At 45.9% G+C, this 17,313-nt stretch carries 17 protein-coding genes; 6 read left to right on the forward strand and 11 right to left on the reverse strand.

Going from position 1 to position 17,313, the window contains the following annotated elements:
- Positions 1-51: 51 nt before the first annotated feature.
- The 3 genes from nirD to MKY01_RS22605 all read left to right on the forward strand — a co-directional run bounded on the left by nirD (position 52) and on the right by MKY01_RS22605 (position 2,129).
- A complete protein-coding gene (gene nirD, locus MKY01_RS22595; protein ID WP_036615174.1) occupies positions 52-378 on the forward strand; it encodes a nitrite reductase small subunit NirD in 327 nt (108 codons plus the stop codon).
- Positions 379-431: 53 nt separating this feature from the next.
- Positions 432-1,214, forward strand: coding sequence for a formate/nitrite transporter family protein (locus MKY01_RS22600; RefSeq protein ID WP_282320674.1), 783 nt, complete (start codon positions 432-434; stop codon positions 1,212-1,214).
- A 285-nt stretch (positions 1,215-1,499) separates the two neighbouring features.
- Positions 1,500-2,129 (forward strand): YfbR-like 5'-deoxynucleotidase, encoded by a 630-nt coding sequence (locus tag MKY01_RS22605; protein WP_074095934.1) that lies wholly within the window; start codon positions 1,500-1,502, stop codon positions 2,127-2,129.
- On the opposite strand, the gene MKY01_RS22610 is transcribed toward MKY01_RS22605, so the two are convergent.
- Together MKY01_RS22610 and MKY01_RS22615 are read right to left on the reverse strand one after the other, a co-directional pair.
- Entirely contained in the window at positions 2,130-2,939 is an 810-nt protein-coding gene (locus MKY01_RS22610) for a response regulator (protein WP_036668535.1), read from the reverse strand.
- Positions 2,940-2,943: 4 nt separating this feature from the next.
- Positions 2,944-4,821, reverse strand: a complete 1,878-nt coding sequence (locus tag MKY01_RS22615; protein WP_339283574.1) for a histidine kinase — start codon at positions 4,819-4,821, stop codon at positions 2,944-2,946.
- 177 nt (positions 4,822-4,998) lie between these two features.
- Here MKY01_RS22615 and MKY01_RS22620 point away from each other — a divergent pair, with 177 nt between their 5' ends.
- The 3 genes from MKY01_RS22620 (at position 4,999) to MKY01_RS22630 (ending at position 8,102) form a co-directional block, all read left to right on the forward strand.
- Positions 4,999-6,303, forward strand: coding sequence for an ABC transporter substrate-binding protein (locus tag MKY01_RS22620; RefSeq protein ID WP_339283575.1), 1,305 nt, complete (start codon positions 4,999-5,001; stop codon positions 6,301-6,303).
- Positions 6,304-6,403: 100 nt separating this feature from the next.
- Positions 6,404-7,276 (forward strand): sugar ABC transporter permease, encoded by an 873-nt coding sequence (locus tag MKY01_RS22625; RefSeq protein WP_017687164.1) that lies wholly within the window; start codon positions 6,404-6,406, stop codon positions 7,274-7,276.
- A gap of 1 nt (position 7,277) precedes the next feature.
- Positions 7,278-8,102 carry a carbohydrate ABC transporter permease gene (locus MKY01_RS22630; protein ID WP_036668529.1) on the forward strand — a complete coding sequence of 275 codons (825 nt, stop codon included), beginning with the start codon at positions 7,278-7,280 and terminating at the stop codon, positions 8,100-8,102.
- A 161-nt stretch (positions 8,103-8,263) separates the two neighbouring features.
- On the opposite strand, the gene MKY01_RS22635 is transcribed toward MKY01_RS22630, so the two are convergent.
- From MKY01_RS22635 to MKY01_RS22675, 9 genes are read right to left on the reverse strand one after another with little or no spacing between them, the layout of a single operon-like run.
- Positions 8,264-9,592, reverse strand: a complete 1,329-nt coding sequence (locus MKY01_RS22635) for an MFS transporter (RefSeq protein WP_074095940.1) — start codon at positions 9,590-9,592, stop codon at positions 8,264-8,266.
- Between the two features lie 20 nt (positions 9,593-9,612).
- Positions 9,613-10,248 (reverse strand): TetR/AcrR family transcriptional regulator, encoded by a 636-nt coding sequence (locus MKY01_RS22640; RefSeq protein ID WP_036615194.1) that lies wholly within the window; start codon positions 10,246-10,248, stop codon positions 9,613-9,615.
- A 60-nt stretch (positions 10,249-10,308) separates the two neighbouring features.
- The gene (locus MKY01_RS22645; RefSeq protein WP_047843824.1) at positions 10,309-11,076 is read right to left on the reverse strand and encodes an ABC transporter ATP-binding protein; all 768 of its coding nucleotides are present in this window, start codon (positions 11,074-11,076) and stop codon (positions 10,309-10,311) included.
- 12 nt (positions 11,077-11,088) lie between these two features.
- On the reverse strand, positions 11,089-13,422 hold the full coding sequence (locus MKY01_RS22650; RefSeq protein WP_339283577.1) for an FtsX-like permease family protein: 2,334 nt from the start codon (positions 13,420-13,422) through the stop codon (positions 11,089-11,091).
- Positions 13,423-13,457: 35 nt separating this feature from the next.
- Positions 13,458-14,198, reverse strand: coding sequence for an alpha/beta fold hydrolase (locus tag MKY01_RS22655; protein WP_339283579.1), 741 nt, complete (start codon positions 14,196-14,198; stop codon positions 13,458-13,460).
- A gap of 25 nt (positions 14,199-14,223) precedes the next feature.
- Positions 14,224-15,108, reverse strand: a complete 885-nt coding sequence (locus tag MKY01_RS22660; RefSeq protein ID WP_017687157.1) for a hypothetical protein — start codon at positions 15,106-15,108, stop codon at positions 14,224-14,226.
- The gene (locus MKY01_RS22665) at positions 15,105-15,368 is read right to left on the reverse strand and encodes an acyl carrier protein (RefSeq protein WP_017687156.1); all 264 of its coding nucleotides are present in this window, start codon (positions 15,366-15,368) and stop codon (positions 15,105-15,107) included. Before MKY01_RS22665 ends, MKY01_RS22660 begins: the two co-directional genes overlap by 4 nt.
- Positions 15,369-15,383: 15 nt before the next feature.
- On the reverse strand, positions 15,384-16,433 hold the full coding sequence (locus MKY01_RS22670) for an HAD-IIIC family phosphatase (RefSeq protein ID WP_282322135.1): 1,050 nt from the start codon (positions 16,431-16,433) through the stop codon (positions 15,384-15,386).
- 19 nt (positions 16,434-16,452) lie between these two features.
- The gene (locus tag MKY01_RS22675; RefSeq protein ID WP_339283581.1) at positions 16,453-17,304 is read right to left on the reverse strand and encodes a 3-hydroxyacyl-CoA dehydrogenase family protein; all 852 of its coding nucleotides are present in this window, start codon (positions 17,302-17,304) and stop codon (positions 16,453-16,455) included.
- Between the last annotated feature and the right edge of the window lie 9 nt (positions 17,305-17,313).

A 17,313-nucleotide genomic window follows, 5' to 3' on the forward strand; every position in this document is an offset into this window, starting at 1 on the left:
TCGCAAGATAATACTGCCGGAATGTTAAATATAGATAAGGAGTGGTTTAAGATGACGACAAAACAATCAGGCACCTACTTCCCTGCCGGAGTAGTTGAAGAATTCCTGCCACGAATCGGAAGAGTAGTTGAGATTAAGGACCATCAGCTTGCTGTCTTTCGTGCATCGGATGGTACCATCTTCGCTGCGGATAATCACACCCCCCACCCTAAGGGTGGGCCACTGGCTGAAGGGATCGTGTCCGGGCATTATCTGTACGATCCGCTGTATGATTGGAAAATTGACCTGACTACCGGTCTTGTGCAAGCACCGGACAACGGTCAAGTACAGATGTATCCGGTTAAGGTAGAGAACGGCCAGGTCTGGATTGAAATATAACTCCATTGAAACGTTCAAAGATTGATGCAAAATAATGGTTGGGGGAAACCGTGATGTATACACCAAGTGTTGAGGCAATTATTGAAGCTGCGGTTAAAAAACGGGATCAAATGAACGCAAGCCTGTCACGATATATGGTTGCTGCCTTGATGGCTGGTGCCTATGTAGGGCTTGGCATCGTTCTGATCTTCAGTATTGGTGCTCCGCTCCTTGCGGCACAGTCACCACTGCAAACCATGTTGATGGGCATGTCCTTCGGACTCGCGCTCACGCTGGTTATCTTTGCCGGATCGGAACTGTTTACAGGTAACAATATGTTCTTTACCATGAGTACACTGGCAGGCCGAACCACAGTGAATGAAACGCTGAAGAACTGGGGGCTCGTCTTTGTTGGTAACCTGCTCGGCGCAATTCTATTAAGTCTACTTATAGTCGGTAGCGGCCTGTTCAAAACGGCTACGCCGGAACATCTGTTATTCGTTGTGTCTGCCAAAAAGATGGCGGCACCCATGTCTGAGTTGTTCTTCCGAGGCATTCTCTGTAACTGGCTCGTCTGTCTGGCGATCTGGATGGCAGCTCGCTCCAAAGAAGATATCGCCAAACTTGTTCTGATCTGGTGGTGTCTGTACGCATTTATCGCAAGTGGTTATGAGCACAGTGTTGCCAATATGACTTTGCTGTCTTTATCCTGGTTGCTTCCAAACCACCCGGATACAATTACGATGGCAGGCTGGTTCCATAACATGATTCCGGTAACGCTTGGTAATATTATCGGCGGTGCCCTCTTTGTTGGAATGGCGTACTGGTATACTTCTCCGGTACGAAAAAAAGCATAATTCTTGATTCAACTACACTTATGTAGCCTAGAGCACAACATCTACACACACTGAAGCCACGATGGATGCCGAACTCACGTTCAGTCACACATCGTGGCTTTTTATTGTTTGTCGATAAGCTGCTACTCTCTCGTACGTTTCCCTTTCATCCTCTCGTCCTTCTATAGAGAATTAAAACTTCATTTTACCTTCGTCGCTATCCGCGTTAATCCACAGTTGACATAACTGGCGTATAGTCGATGGATACTCACACTTATACTCAACCAGCAAAGGATGAACGCTTATATGGGGATTCACACATACTTCAGGTCACTGAATGATCTTGAACGTATTATTCGTACACCTGGCAAATTCAAATTCGAAGAACACAGCGTATCCGCTCATTCCTGGAAAGTGGTACAGTACGCCAAAACGCTCGCAGATATTGAGGAGCAACATGGAACCACCATCGATTGGAAGAAGTTATACGAAATTACGAGCAGTCATGATTATGGCGAAATCTTCATCGGTGATATCAAAACACCCGTCAAACATTATTCACTGGAGCTACGTTCGATGCTACAAAAGGTGGAAGAAGGCATGGTTGAACATTTTATTAATGAAAATATTCCTGAAGAGTTCCAGCCCATTTTCCGCAGACAGCTACGTGAGGGCAAAGACCAATCGGTTGAAGGACTGATTCTCGAAGTCGCAGACAAGATGGATCAGGTATATGAAGCCTTTGCTGAGCTCCAACGTGGCAATACGGAGAAAGAATTTATCGTTATGTACCGTTATGCCTTGGTCAAAATCAAAAATATCGACCTCCACTGTGTGCAGTATTTCCTGGAACAGATTCTCCCCGACATGATCGAAGAAGGTATCCGCTCCCCGTTTGATATTCGCAAAATAACCGAAGAAGCTCTGGCCCAGTAATCAGCTCAAGTCAACATGGTGCTCATCATCCATGGACAGGGCTTTTTTTCGTTCCTGAAGTTGCAGTCGGTACTCGCTAGGGTACATGCCCGTTTTGTTTTTGAAGATCCGGCTGAAATAGTGGGAATCACTATACCCTACCGCTCCACCAATGGTCTTGATATCCATATTCTCGTGCGTGACGAGCATGCGTTTTGCTTCATTAATCCGCAGACCTGTCATATATTTCAGCGGAGTCTCACCCGTTACTTTCTTAAAACACTTTCCCAGATAGTCCACACTAAAATGCATCTGTCCCGCCATGTCTTGGAGTGTAATCTCATGCATGTAATTCTGCTTCAAATACAACTTAACGGCCTCTGCGATATCCTCCGGCTTCACCTGCTCATCCAGTACGGCACTGACATGCGCAAGCGAATCCACAGCGCTCCCAAGCTTCAATTCCATCGCATCCAGCAGTGTACGAAGCTGTTCTTCCGATAATGGTTTGAGCAGATAATCCTCCACCTTGTAACTGATTGCCTGCCGTGCATATTCGAATTCATGATAACCACTCAGGATCACAATTTTCACATGCGGATAGGCAAAATACAGATGTTTGGCGAGCTCCAATCCATTCATCACCGGCATCTGTATATCAGTTACAACCAGATCAGGTACGGAATGTTCAATGAGCTGTAACGCTTCCTGACCGTTCCGCGCTTCACCAATCACCTCGAACCGGGTGTCCAGCTCTCTGAATTTGCGCGAGACATTCCGGCGGATCAGGGCTTCATCTTCCACAATAATCGTTCTGTATTTGATTGTCATGGGTTCAGTCATGCTCCTTTCGAATGGAACCACCTATGGTAATCTGGACACCGCCGGAAAGCTTGTTCGTAATCTGCATGTGGGCTGCTGTGCCATACCATAATTTCAATCGGACCCATATATTCTTGAGTCCCATGCCGTTAATTTCGAGATCAGGCATACGCTCCCACTCCTGTGACTGTTCGATGTAATGCATGATCTTGGCAAGTGCTTCGGGTTCCATGCCAGGCCCGTTGTCTTCTACGTGGATCATCCAAGTCTCCTGTACCGCATCCATAGCTCCAGTAATATTCAGTTTCCATGGAGGGGTATCACCCAGTCCATATTTCATGGCATTTTCGAGTAGTGGTTGTACCATCAGCATCGGAACCTGGATAGGCTGCATCTCTTCCGGAATATGAAACTCGTAGTGTAGATCATCCTCAAACCTAATCTTCATACACTCCAGATATCGCTCACAATAATCCAATTCTTGGGACAGGGGAACCCCATTCTTTCTCGGAGTAGAAATATAACGCAGCATAGACGCAATATTGCCGCAGAACGCGACAATCTGCTCATTCATACCTTCTTCCGCCATAATGCTAATATTTGTGATGTTGTTATAGAGAAAATGCGGGTTCATCTGGGATTGCAGCGCCAGTAATCTCGCTTCTGTCTCCTGAGATTTCATCGCCAGCCTGTCCTGAAACGATTGCACAAGCTGTTGATTCAACCGGATAAACGTATCATTCAGCTCATCCATCTCCCGAATAGAACCGGGATGCTCCAGCTTGAACAACTGACCGGAATCCTGACCCGATACCAGATCATTCACACCCGTTTTCTGAATAATGCGCTGCAAACGATGTAGCGGCAAAGTAACCCGTTTGGAGATCAGATACGAGAGAACCAGAATCAGCATGAGAGTAGCAAACGTCGCACCGATAAACATCACAGCCATCCGGTTGAGACTCGCGAAAAGGGACTGTTTGGACTGCATGACAATAACGGTCCATCCCGTCTCCTGTGACGTCATGTACGTCATCATCTGTTTGGACTGACTCAAAGGATCGCTAATCTCCTGCATGGTATCAGGCGGAAATGAAAGATTTTGAATCAAGTCCACATCATCGAAATGGCCTGCTTGAGAAGCATCGGCAGCCGAAGAAAGTGGAAACAACCTTGTATTTTGTTCATCCACTACATAGATCCGAAGATCGTCGTTATTTGTCTGCAATTCATTCAAATGCTGAAACAGGGTTCCGGCATCCTGCAAAATCTCAACGACACCCTGGCTGACATAGTTGCCATCTTTGTACACCCGGGTAAGGGAAATGTAGGATTGATCTGATTTCCCCTCACCTGTTGGCATGGGCAAAGCTCCCCCCTCTAACAGTTGAATCACCCGCCAGCCGCTCCGCTCCCAGGTTTCCTTGTACCACGGTCGCTGAGTCAGGTCTACCGACAGTTGACCGTTGAATGCACCCGCTCCCAGCATCTTGCCATTCACATCATAGATATTGGCCTGTTTGGCTGTATTGGAGCTGCTGATGATCGCGAGAATGACATCAATTAGTGTGGTTGTATCCTTATACAATGCCGGATCACTCGTCATTGTCTGCTCACTGTCTTCTGCTGGTGCCAAGTAGTGACTGAAGTGTTCTTTGACCAGATTGGAGTACACAATATTCATGGAAAAGTTGTTCATTTTCACCACTTCCTGATCCAGGTTACTGACGATTGATACCCCCAGTTGTCTCTGCTGTTCTTCACTTCGCTGACGAATGTCACTTGCGAGAAAAACATACAGAAGCCCCGCCACAATCAGCGAAAAGATAATAAATACCGCAGAGTAATAGGCAAACAGACTTTGCTGAAGCGTTCCAAATCGATATCGCAATCCTCACACACCTCGTCCTATGATGATATCTGTCACACCATTCGAAAATGTCCACCCAACAGAACGCTTTTGTCTATTGAGCACATCCGCTGTTCACAGTAAAGTTATCCACATAAGAATACGCTTACATTAAGCGTTTCGGCAAGTGACAATTTTCTTTATATTCCGGGAGGTTCAATGATGAGAAAACGATTTCTATTTTCGCTTGCAAGTGTGCTCCTGCTCTCCACTCTGCTGCTTGCCGGGTGCAACTCAGGTAAAAGTACGGAAGGTTCGGGTAAGGTGACTCTCACGTTTGGAACAAGTCAATCCGGTATTCCGCGTACAGGCATCATGCAGACGATGGCCAAGGAATATGAGCAGGAGACGGGTGTCAAAATTGACTTCCAGGTCGTACCTGACGCACAGTGGCGTGACCTGATCAAGGTGAAGCTGGCCTCTGGCGAAGCACCTGACATTTTCAATGTCGATGTGGACCCATTGAGCATGCCGGCTAACGTAAGACCGGAGGAAAATGCCATTGACTTGACCAATGAGGAATTCACAGGTCGGATGTCTGAAGAGATTTTGCCAACCGTCAGTCACACTGACAAGGTGTACGGGGTTTCTTTTGCGCCAACAAAAATCTGGTATGTGTACTATAACAAACGTATCTTCCAAGAGCTCGGCATAGAGCCTCCTACATCCTATGCAGAATTCAAGGCGATCAGCCAGAAAATAAAGGATAAAGACATTATTCCATTCTTTCAAGCACCTGCCAGCGGGTGGTATCAGGTTCTGCCTTTGTTCGAAACAGGGCCTAACTATGAGCAAACAACAGCGGGAACCTACGAGAAATTAAACAACAATGAGATGAAAGTCGCAGATATGACGCAACTCAAGACGGTCATTGAACAGTTGAAAGAATTTGCGGATCTCGGTTATTTCGGCAAAGACTTCTTGTCCAATACGGTAGAAGCGGGCATTGAAGCGTTTGGTCAGGAGAAAGCGGCTATGCTGCTGCGGGTTCCAGGGACGGAAAAGGAAGTGTCCGAAGCGTATCCGGAAATGGAAGACAATATGGGATTCTTCGTCATGCCATGGGGAGATAATCAGACGATTGGTGTGAATCCGGGCGGATCGGCTGCGATGTTTGGTAACAAAAACAGTAAACATCCCGAAGAAGTGCTGAAATTCTTCCGCTGGATTACCGAGCATGATCATCTGCAACGTGTGTTCGATGAAGGTGAAGGTAACCTGACGATCTGCTGGCCGGAAATCGAACCGAAGCTGACACAGGACTATATTGATTATGAGAAAAATCATGAAAAAGGTACGGTTATGCAGGCCGCTGTAAAATACATTGATCCACAATGGATGGATATTGGCAAGGACTTATCAGGTATGTTCGCCGGAGCCATGACACCGGATCAGATTCTGCAAAATATTGATAAACGCCGGGCTGAACAAGCCAAAGTGTTGAAGGATGAAGCGTGGCAATAATAGCGCATATTTCAGATAAATATAAACGCTGAACAGCGTTACATGCAGCGGGCGTTTGCCCGCTCATGTATTTTGGCAGGAAGGAAAGGTGTTACGGATTATGAATGCAAACAAAATCTATCCCTGGTATTTCTCATCTGGAGCAATTGTGTTATATCTGCTGTTCATCGTTGCTCCCGCCCTGCTGGGCATCTATTATTCCTTCACTGACTGGAACAGTTATAGTTCGGAGAAGAACTTTATCGGTCTGGAGCATTTCCGTACCATTCTCGCGGGTGATCCGACCTATCTGCTTTTTATCAAAAACACAGTCTTGTTCACCCTCGTTACATCCATCGCCAAGACGGTTCTGGGCTTGTTCCTGGCTCTACTGTTGGTCAGCGGTGTAAAGGCCGCCAATCTGCACCGGATGATCATTTTCTCCCCGCAGGTGCTGTCGTTCCTGATTGTTGGGCTTGTGTTCAAAAGTCTGCTTGACCCCAACAACGGGTTCGTTAACGTAACCCTGCGTTCCATGGGACTGGACGTTCTCGCACAGAATTGGCTGGGCTCCCTGACCTGGGCCATGCCATCCATTATGGCAGTGGATACGTGGAAAGGCATGGGATACATCATGGTGCTGTTCATCGCCGGACTGCTCGCGATTCCACGTGATTATTACGAAGCGGCATCCATTGATGGCGCCGGATTCGGGCAGAAGTTGTTCCGTATCACCATTCCGATGCTGATGCCTACCATTACCATCGCCACGGTACTTAATATTACATACGGGCTGAGAGTATTCGATGCCGTATACGTGTTAACCAATGGTGGCCCCGGTAACGCGACAGATGTCATTAACACGGCGGTCTATTCCTCTTTTGCCAAAGGATATTGGGGACTCGGAAGTGCACTATCCACCATCCTGTTTGTCATCATGGCGATCATCTCCTTTTTCATCATTCGTTTGATGAACCGAAAGGTGGAATACTGACATGCGATTGAGAAAAAGATTGGCTTCGATCGGGTTAAATGCTCTCGCCTGGCTGCTTAGCCTGGTGGTCTTGATTCCTTTTGTCGTCATTGTACTGAATTCATTCAAGTCGGACGCCGAGGCCAAAGTGCTTAAACTGACGCTGCCCGAGAAGTTTATTTTCGAAAATTACAAAATTGTCTATGAACAGGGACATTTGGGCGGTTCCTTTTTCAACAGTCTGCTACATTCTGGGGCTTCTTCTCTGCTACTGGTGTTTGTTGTGGCCTTCTCGGCCTTCACGTTATCCCGCAACCATTCGAGGCTCAGCAAGTTTCTGTACTTCTTCCTGATTCTTGGTATCACCCTACCGCTCAACTACATTCCGCTGATGGAAGTCATGAAGTCGATGGGTATGATTAATTCACATGTCGGCATGATTCTGCTCTATACGGCTATGGGTATTCCAATCTCGCTGTTCATTACATATGCGTTTGTGTCTAACATCCCGAAGGAGCTGGATGAAGCCGCGATCATGGACGGATGTAATGGGATCAAACTGTTTCTGAGAATCATTGTACCTTTGTTAACCTCGGTGCTGGTAACGGTATTTGTTCTTAATTTCCTGAGTGTCTGGAATGAGTTTACTGCCCCACTCTATATGCTGAATACAGTGGAGATGTGGCCGATGACGCTGGCTGTATATAACTTCTTTGGACAATTCAGTGCCCAGTGGAATCTGGTCAGTGCCGATATCGTGCTCACGTCATTGCCTGTGTTGATTGTGTTCCTCATTGGGCAAAAGTATATTGTAGGAGGACTAACTTCAGGGGCGGTTAAAGGGTAAGCTCCACCGACAATCCAAATACACAAACACTCTTGTCTAAGTACATCTTCTGACTCCTCAGCACAAAAAAGCCCTTGTCTGCTCATCGTGTGAATAACTTCTTCGTACAGAAGAAGTATCACACGCTGCTGCGGACAAGGGCTTACGCTGTTGGATTCGAATTAATCGTGCGCCAACCCGCCAACATCGGATGGAGCCGCTATATCTGGGCTCTGCTCCAGAGATTTGATCATTTTCAAACGGGATGTGATTATTGCGATCAGAATAACAAACAGACCCGCGATGATAAACAGAAAGGCAATACCTCTGCCTGGCCCAGTTCCAATAATTTGACCAACAGACGAAGCCAGTGCTCCCCCCTCCATCAGTAACGGATTAAACACATGGTCGGCCAGAAAACCAGCCAAACTGTACGCGATAATAAACCCGAGTTGTGACAGAATACCAATGATTCCCCATACCCTGCCCTGCTTATCGTTGGCGATATTGTTTCGCACCAGTACATCTGCGCTCATATTGACAAACGGCAGTGATGACAGGAACAGAAAACCTGCGAAGATAATAAAATAAATGTTGGTGGATATGCCCAGAAGTGAAAAGGACAAACCGCACAAAATCAGACCCATCACAAGCACACTTGCGTATCTCTTTGTTATTGTAAATATGCCGATGCACAAGCTGCTAATCAGCATGCCGATGGCACTAACAGACTGAAACGTTCCAAGTGTCTTGGCATCCGTGAATGACAGAAGCATCGGACCAATGAGTGTCTCCAGGAATCCCAGATAAAAGGTGACAAGTGAAATAATCACCACCAGCAACAGTACTCCCTTGTTGGTTACAACTTCTCTCCAGCCCTCTTGAATATCGGTGATCCAGTTTTTTCCTTCTCGATCCTCTCGCTCCACCTTCATGCTCTTCCGAATAACCAGCACAGCCAGAATGGCAACCAGGAATGTCAGAATATTAATGACCAGAATGACTTCAATGGTTGTTATACTAAGCAGAATGCCCGCAATGATCGGTGAAAACAGAAACTTCGAGGATTCAGCCAGTTGTACAAGACCGCTTCCTTTCGAGAATTGTTCCTTATCCAGCAGGTCCGTAGCAGAGGCCTTATATGCCGGGCTCTGCAACGCGGAGAACACGGAACTAAAGGCTACTCCCACGTAGATATGCCATAATTGGATATCACCTGTGAGCATAATGGACAGAATGAAAATCAAACCGGCTGCCGACCCCAGGTCGCCGATAATCATCATCGTTCGACGGTCGAATCGGTCTGCCAGTACCCCTCCAATAGGTCGAAGCAGGATATTCGGCAGAAACGTGAATAAGGTAATCAATGCAACACTTGTTGCCGTATTCGTTTTTTCGAAGGCATACACCCCCAGGGAGAAGGCAGTAAGTCCAATCCCAATCATGGAGATGAGCTGACCGAACCATACGACCAGAAACTTTTTAAATGATTTTTGAACGGTATGTTCCATGGATGATACTCCTTTCTCGGCTAACCTTGATTCGGAAAATAGAGACGAGTGACGTAGGCGAAGCTTCCTTGTTCTGCTCCCAGCACACGTTCCATAATATGTGTGAATGCTTCAACCTTTTTTTGGAGTTCTTCCTCCTCCCATTGAAAGATGCCTCGATCCAGCAAAAATTGTGACGATACGAGCAGGAATTCGATGGATTCCTTTGGGTTAGGTGTATGAAATACCCCCTCCTGAATGCCCTGCTCTACCACCTCGGCCAAGATGGGACTTAATCGAATTACCGTCTCAACAAGACTCTTTTGGTGCATCTCCACATTATGAACACTGTGCAATTGCTCGATGAGATCATGTTTTCTGCCGTCAGGCTGATTCTGCGCCATCATGATGCGAAAAATTTTGTCATGGGCATTCAGTTTGGGATCGGACACCACGTGCCTGGCCGATGCCTCCCCGCTCAGAATAAAACGCATGACGATGGCGTTCATGACCTCTTCCTTGGACTGAAAATAATAATAAAATGTACCCTTGGCAATGTTGCACGCCTGAAGGATATCCATGACCGTAGCTTTGGTGTACCCTTTTGTTATGAACAGAATCTCGGCGGCATCCAAAATCTCGTTCCTGCGTTCTTCCGGGTTTTTTATCAGTCTCATATCCTGGCCTCCGATACGTTCGACCGACTGTCGGTCTATTGTAGTCATGGAGTTCTTTTTTTAGAACCCCATTTCAGTCAACCATTGCGCCAAATGGCTTTCCCTTGTTTTCAGATCCTGACGCTCTCTTGCATATTTTCCAATATTTCTGTCTGCAACCAGCTTACCGTCCATCATAAACAGTACACGTTCCGATCTGGCAGCGACTTTCACATCATGGGTCACCAGCAGAATGGTTGTTCCCGTTGCATTAATATCGCCCAGAATGTCCATGATCTCATACGTTGATTTGGAATTCAGCGCCCCCGTTGGTTCATCGCCGAATAAAATATCTGGATTATTGATCAGCGCACGGCAGATGGCAATCCGTTGAAGCTGTCCGCCTGAGGCTTGGGTGATGTTATGCCCAGCCAACTCATCAATCCCCATTTTTTTCATTAATGACATTGCCCGTGTATTAATCGTTTCTCTGCTGCTATTCTTGGCCAGATACGCGGAAAGTACGATATTGTCTAATAGATTCAGATTCTTGAGCAGATGAATATTTTGAAAGATGAATCCCATCTTGGTCAAACGTAGACTTGCCAGATCCCTCTCCTCAAATGCCGATATTTTTTTGCCATTAAAATAGACACTTCCAGCACTAATCTGATCCATACCACTTATGTTGTACAGTAAGGTAGACTTGCCTGAGCCAGATGGCCCCATGATGGAAACAAATTCTCCCTTTTTTAATTGAAGGTTGATATCTTTTAAGATGTTATGTTCTTCATTCTCGCCGATCGCTACGGATTTATTCACGTCTTTAGCCTCAAGTATAGTTGTCATCGTTGATCCTCCCTATTCGACAATCATTTTGGATATGCTTGTTTCCTTGATCGATTGGATGCTAATCCATGCTGTTAGTACAATCGTGCCTGCAAGTAACAATGGACACAAAATATATGCCTGTAACGGGTTAACAACAAAGACAATATTGGAAGCACCAAACGTCGACATAATGGCACTAACCAGCAACGGACCCAACGTATTGGACAATATCGTTCCAGTAACAACCCCTAAGATTAATATGACAAGTGACATCACGACATACTTGAACTTGATTTTAGACAAGGCAAACCCAAGGCTTCTTAGTACAGCAATGTCGTTGTTGTCCTTGGCTACTAACATCTGAAGGAACAGTGCTGTAATTAAAATAGATATGAAGACACCGATGACCAAGGCCAGCATCGTCACCATTTTCAATTGTTGGATGGTTCCGCCTAACGTCTGATCCAGATAACCTTGAAGATCGGTTACTTTGGCTGGCGAGAAAGCCGTCTCATATTCAGCAATTTTGGTAGCCATGTCCCCGCGATTATTCAGATCCAAACTGACCACATACCACAACACACTATCCTTGTTGTAAGGTAATAAGGCCTTCGCCGTTTTCCCACCATTCGTAACGTCCTGGTATATTCCGCTGACCGTCATTATCTGGTCCTTGCCATTAACCAGCAAGGTAAGTTGCTCACCAGTCTTCAGGCGCAGCTCGCTACTGTTGGCATCAGATAACGCAATTTCATTCTCGGTTGTTGGCGCATTACCGCTAACATAAGACAATGGGAAAATACTGAAATCTCCAGTTTCTACACTCAGATTGTCGTAACTTCCTTCCGCATTTTTAATCTTGAACTGGCTTGTTACCAATGGGGAATACGTTTTGATGTCTTTATCATTTTGGATCTGGGTAACCAGATTGTCATAACGCTGCTCTACATCGTCTGTGTGCCTCAAGTCAATGCGAATATCACTTTGTCCAACACCCATATAAGAAATAAAACTTGGCGCCTGCAAAGTGTTCAGGAAGTTGACCGGCACAATCATGATAAATGAACTGACTACAAAGACAAATAACAATAATCGGAACATCTTGATTCGCTGTATCACTTCCTTCAGACCAAGAAAGACAGGTACGGAAGACCAGCGATTGCGGGACAAACTAAGCCGGTTTCGAATGATCTGTGTATCTCCCAGGCTCCCGGTACGGAGAGCATCCACCGCGGAGATGGAACGAAAACGCCGCAGTACTGTTCGACAAAACAGAACAACCATGGCAAATATTATTCCAGCGGCTAATAACGGAATCGCGAAATGCAACAGGGTTGCAGGTGCTTTTCCCATATACAACATGATGTTAGAAACAAATAATCTGTTAACGCCAAGTGATGCAATGTAACCAAGCACGGATGCAAATCCCGCCATAAATACATACTTCATCAGATACAGTCTCTTAATATCCTTCTCTGCAATCCCTATCGCTTTCATGACACTAATCTCACGATAATCCTCTTCGATGGTCGCAAGCATCGTGAATCGGATGCAAAGCATTGCAATCAGAATCAGCACAAGACTGACCAGAATAATAACGGCTGCAATAACTCCGTCGGTCATCGCATTCAGTACCTGGAACAGCCCATAGGTTACGACTGGACCCGCGTTAGGAAGTCCGGCATTTTGGTAAGCCTGGGTAAATTCACTTGTCAGTCCGGGATCCGTCAACCGGAATTCAATGAGGTACTCCATCTCTCCGATGCTCTGCTTCAGTTCCTGCAAATTCCCTGCACTCACAATAAAACGTTTGGAGTGCACAACCGATGGATTCATCTGAGCATCACGGACAAAATCAACGATGGTATAAGAACGCTCAAATTGACCATTATCGATCCGAACCTGGTCGCCCACGCTCAATTTTTTTTGTTGCATGTAATATACCGGAACCGCGATCTCGCCATCGTTCACCTGAATAATCTCACTGTCCAGATTCAACAAATAGTCGAAACCCTGATTCTGTGTAACAAAGTCAATGTCCATAACGCTGTTCTTTTCGGACTCTGCTCCGAGAAACAGATTAGAGCCGTCAATGTTGACCATTTCCACAATCTGATGCTGCTGGACCATAGCATTTTCTTCAGCCCATGTGTTCACTTTGACCTGATCGAGTTCTCCGGCATGCATTTGCACAAAGTGTGGTGTTTTGGATTCAGAAAATAGATATTGGATGGAACTCGTCAGTTCCATAATCATTCGTGACCCCGAAGATACCAGCAAGGCGGCCAGCAGTACAAAAATAAACAACGCAGCCGTAATCCCTTTTTTTCTCGTTATATCGTTTCTCAGCATTCGTAGCAGCATAAACGAACATGGCTCCTCTCATCTACAAGTTGTTCCTATTTATCTGGAGTCATAAAGCTTGTCAGACAATGCGCCACCGTTGAAGGTTGATGCATCATGAACATGTGAGCACCCTCTTTGATGGTTTGAAGCTTCATGGATGTGCCAAAATATCGGCCCCATCTCAACGCTGATTGAAGGGTAACAGTACGATCCCGTTCTCCCCACAGATACAATACCGGCAATGAGAGCGGCTCATATTCAAGCGTTGCTGCAGATTCCAGCATCTTGAAATCCGCCCGGATGACGGGCAGAAAATAATTCAATAATTCTTTTTCATGTATCAGTTCTTGCGGGAGAGCTTCATAGGAAAACAGATGATTAATCAGATTTTCGTCTGACATCCGATCATAATTCTGCATCCCGCATTCGTCAGGCGTGTTGCAGGCAGATAACACAAGCCGTAACGTTTTAGCTACATCTGGACGTTCCTGACATAAGCGTTGCGCAACGAAGTAGGCTGTAATCCCTCCCAGACTATGTCCAAATAACAGACTGCCGGGCTGTATAACATCCAGCAGCTTGCTGGTATACAGTTCTACGAGTTGCTGCATATGCTCCAGGGGTGTTTCGGTGTTCAGACCATGACCCGGGGGCGTAAACGCCCAAATTTCCGTGTCAGGAAGGTACGGCACTAGGGGCTGAAAACTGTTGGAGGTGCCACCGAGATAAGGAAAACAGACCATTTGTCTGTTTCCCTCCCCCTTTTGTAGTTGCTCCAAATAGATCGGTTCCATCACTTATCCACCACCATAACCAGGCTTACTTTCTTTCCAGAACATATGCAGGGAATGTCTGAAGTGAAGTATCCACATTTTTACGCTTGAAGATGACATGTATGACAATAGCCGATATTGCAAAAAAGAAAAATTGCATAATTTGAACTTGCGGATTAAAGTAGTACAAATCAATTTGACTTCCTGTAGCTACAAGCCAGAATGCAAGCAGATAAAACAGAAGTGTACCTTTGGTTGCATTGAAGATATAACTTTGGAACACGATAAATGCCATAAGCTGAACAACGTAGTATATGTAAGTGGTTGAGGTGCCAAAAGAGGAAATCAAGTATCCCGGAAGCACCCATAATCCGAACAACAGGCCGGTAATCAGACCACTTGTTATATTATTTTTTAACTTCCCTTGCAAGAATGGAAGCAAAAATCCGATCCAGCCAAACAGCCCACCAATCAGCCCCGTCTCCTTGATCAGATTCACAATTCCCAACCAGATCATTTCAGGTACACTATATGTCAGCTCAGGGACCGGTATGCCGAATAACAAGGAACCAAAGTGCATTGTTGATGCAAAGATGATGGAAATTCCAATAATGAGCGGTATCCAGAACAGGTCCTGTCTGCGCGGAACCAGCTTCATAAACATTCCTTTTAATGCTTCCTTTCCGCCCATCACATAACATGTAATTAATCCGGCAATGGAAGGTGAATACAGAGCAACGATCGCAAGTGGATGCATCAAGGTTAACTCACCTGTTATGGGTACAATAAAATCCGCAAAGAACATGAACAAACTTGCGATTCCATAACATGTGCCAAAGGAAATTCCCAAAAACAAATACATATATTTGTTGGACGGGCTGGTTGCCGGACTTGTGACTGGACGAATGGATGCCTGATTAGCTGTAATCATAGTGCCGCCTCCTTCTCAGTCAACTTTCTCTCAATAAGATCATGCAAACGGTTAATCGTGCAGAAATTAGCCAAATCCAGATCTTCATTTGCTATCTCAATCTGGAATCTACGCTCTACAAAGTCCACCAAACGCATCGCAAAGAGCGAATTGACGAACCGTTGCTCAAAATAATTGTCATTATCATTAATTTGAGTGTCCTCATGATCCATGGTGAGGTTGTTCCCGATAAACTCCCGAATTTCCTGACGATAATCCACTGCCCTTCCCCCTTGTTATTGATGTTGCCCCTCGGGCACTAAAACCTCAATGTAGTCTGGAAACTCTACAGCCTGCTGTAAATCATGATAAAACAGTACTCTTCCTTCCTGATCTGCAGATTGCTGCTTGAAACCGGCAAAGCGATAGCTGATATTCATCATCCGGTTCCTTCCGGTATCCCTGAAGTCCGCAAGCATCTGTTTGCCCTGCTTCTGAGCTTCACGCATGATATACGTTAGCAGTACACTCCCTGCTCCTCTGGACATCACTCTGCAAGACATCAGAAGCATGTTTAGCCGCCATACTTTCTGCTGCATGTGAATAAGTGCAAGCCCAATTTTGCCATACGTCCCGTATTTGTCTTCGAGTTCACACACCAATAACATATGGTCCTGCGAGGTCATCAGTTGATGCAGCTCCTCGTAACTGTAGGTAATTCCCGTTGCATTTAGTTGATTGGTGCGAACGGTAAGTTCCTCTGCACGTTGAAGATCATCCTCAGTAGCCTCGTAGATGGAAAATTTCATGCCGAGCGTAGCCAGAAATTGTTCTGAAGGTCCTTCATACTGTTCTTCAGCCTGTTTACGGAGCGTATCCGCCTGATACATCTGCCTTCTGCACGCAGAGTCGGCTGTAATGAATCGGGGCATCAGCCTTGGGTCATCAAGCATGGTTTCATATTGATCCGCATGAAGTACCTGGATGTCAGCATGTACACTTTGCACTTCTTCCAGTTCAAAAGGTTGATCATCCACAAACAGAATGGCATCCATGCCGATATTAATGTTCTGCTGAATCCGCTGAACAGAGACGGACTTCGCATCCCAATGGATTTCGGGATACAGAAAATATTCGGCGATGCCCAGTTCGTTTAGTTTCGCCCAAGCTAGCTCTGCATCATTTTTACTGGCAACAGAGTGCAAAATACCTCGCTGGTCCAGTTTTTCAATCACCTCCTTTAAGCCCAGCTTCAGTTGCACATCTGCAGATTCAAGCAAAACCCCATCCCATATGGTGTGGTCCAGATCCCAAACAATACACTTGATATCCTTGAGCTTTTCCATGGTCATGCCACCCTTCATCTTAGTAGGCATAGAATCCTTGACCCGTCTTCCGCCCCCACTGTCCTGCATCAACCATTTTCTGCAACATCGGACAGCATCGGAATTTGGGGTCCTGATAGCTGTCGTACAATACTTTCAATGAAAGCACGACCGTATCCAGACCAATCAGATCCGCCGTCTCCAGCGGCCCCATCTGATAATTGAAGCCCTTCTTCATAATGGCGTCCACCTGCTCGGGTGTAGCGATTCCATCCTGTACAATGTACGCCGCTTCATTCATTAACAAGTGCGAGAGGCGATTAGAGACAAACCCGGGCAGATCCTCTATGACAACTGGACTTTTATCAAGAGTTTCCAAAAACGCTACCATCTCATGTTCCGTACCCTGTGTTGTATGATGTCCTTTGATCACCTCCACCATGGATTTAACGGGAACCGGATTCATCAGATGCACCCCAATGACTCGACCTGGGTCAGGCAAAAATGAAGCGAGCTTTGTCACGGAAATACAGCTTGTATTTAGCGCAAATAAAGCATCCGGACGAACCTTGTGGTATAGTCGTGCGTAAACTTCCTTTTTCAACTCCAGGTTTTCGGTTACATTTTCAATAATGATACTTGCCTCTTCCACCCCTTCATCTTGTGTCTGGAACGAGATTCGTTCCATGATCTGATCCAGGGGCACCTGACCGTACCCTTGCTTCAGAAAGCAAGCTGAACGATATTCACGACGTATAACATCAGGGGCGTGTTCGATGACCGACGCCGAAATATCCTGCAAAATTACACGATAACCAGCCCTCGCGACATCCAGTGCTGTGGCGCATCCCATCACCCCTGCGCCAATGATTGCAATGAGTCGATTATGCATACCTAATCA

It is taken from the genome of Paenibacillus sp. FSL R5-0486, assembly GCF_037975155.1.
GTDB lineage: Bacteria > Bacillota > Bacilli > Paenibacillales > Paenibacillaceae > Paenibacillus > Paenibacillus amylolyticus.

Bases quoted from the DNA above. Each gene is read 5' to 3' on its own strand.
- MKY01_RS22650 (WP_339283577.1), bottom strand. From the start codon at position 13,422: ATGCTGCTACGAATGCTGAGAAACGATATAACGAGAAAAAAAGGGATT.
- MKY01_RS22670 (WP_282322135.1), bottom strand. From the start codon at position 16,433: ATGGAAAAGCTCAAGGATATCAAGTGTATTGTTTGGGATCTGGACCAC.
- MKY01_RS22630 (WP_036668529.1), top strand. From the start codon at position 7,278: ATGCGATTGAGAAAAAGATTGGCTTCGATCGGGTTAAATGCTCTCGCC.
- MKY01_RS22610 (WP_036668535.1), bottom strand. From the start codon at position 2,939: ATGACAATCAAATACAGAACGATTATTGTGGAAGATGAAGCCCTGATC.
- MKY01_RS22600 (WP_282320674.1), top strand. From the start codon at position 432: ATGTATACACCAAGTGTTGAGGCAATTATTGAAGCTGCGGTTAAAAAA.
- MKY01_RS22655 (WP_339283579.1), bottom strand. From the start codon at position 14,198: ATGGAACCGATCTATTTGGAGCAACTACAAAAGGGGGAGGGAAACAGA.
- MKY01_RS22660 (WP_017687157.1), bottom strand. From the start codon at position 15,108: ATGATTACAGCTAATCAGGCATCCATTCGTCCAGTCACAAGTCCGGCA.
- MKY01_RS22605 (WP_074095934.1), top strand. From the start codon at position 1,500: ATGGGGATTCACACATACTTCAGGTCACTGAATGATCTTGAACGTATT.
- MKY01_RS22625 (WP_017687164.1), top strand. From the start codon at position 6,404: ATGAATGCAAACAAAATCTATCCCTGGTATTTCTCATCTGGAGCAATT.
- MKY01_RS22675 (WP_339283581.1), bottom strand. From the start codon at position 17,304: ATGCATAATCGACTCATTGCAATCATTGGCGCAGGGGTGATGGGATGC.
- nirD (WP_036615174.1), top strand. From the start codon at position 52: ATGACGACAAAACAATCAGGCACCTACTTCCCTGCCGGAGTAGTTGAA.
- MKY01_RS22620 (WP_339283575.1), top strand. From the start codon at position 4,999: ATGATGAGAAAACGATTTCTATTTTCGCTTGCAAGTGTGCTCCTGCTC.
- MKY01_RS22635 (WP_074095940.1), bottom strand. From the start codon at position 9,592: ATGGAACATACCGTTCAAAAATCATTTAAAAAGTTTCTGGTCGTATGG.
- MKY01_RS22645 (WP_047843824.1), bottom strand. From the start codon at position 11,076: ATGACAACTATACTTGAGGCTAAAGACGTGAATAAATCCGTAGCGATC.
- MKY01_RS22640 (WP_036615194.1), bottom strand. From the start codon at position 10,248: ATGAGACTGATAAAAAACCCGGAAGAACGCAGGAACGAGATTTTGGAT.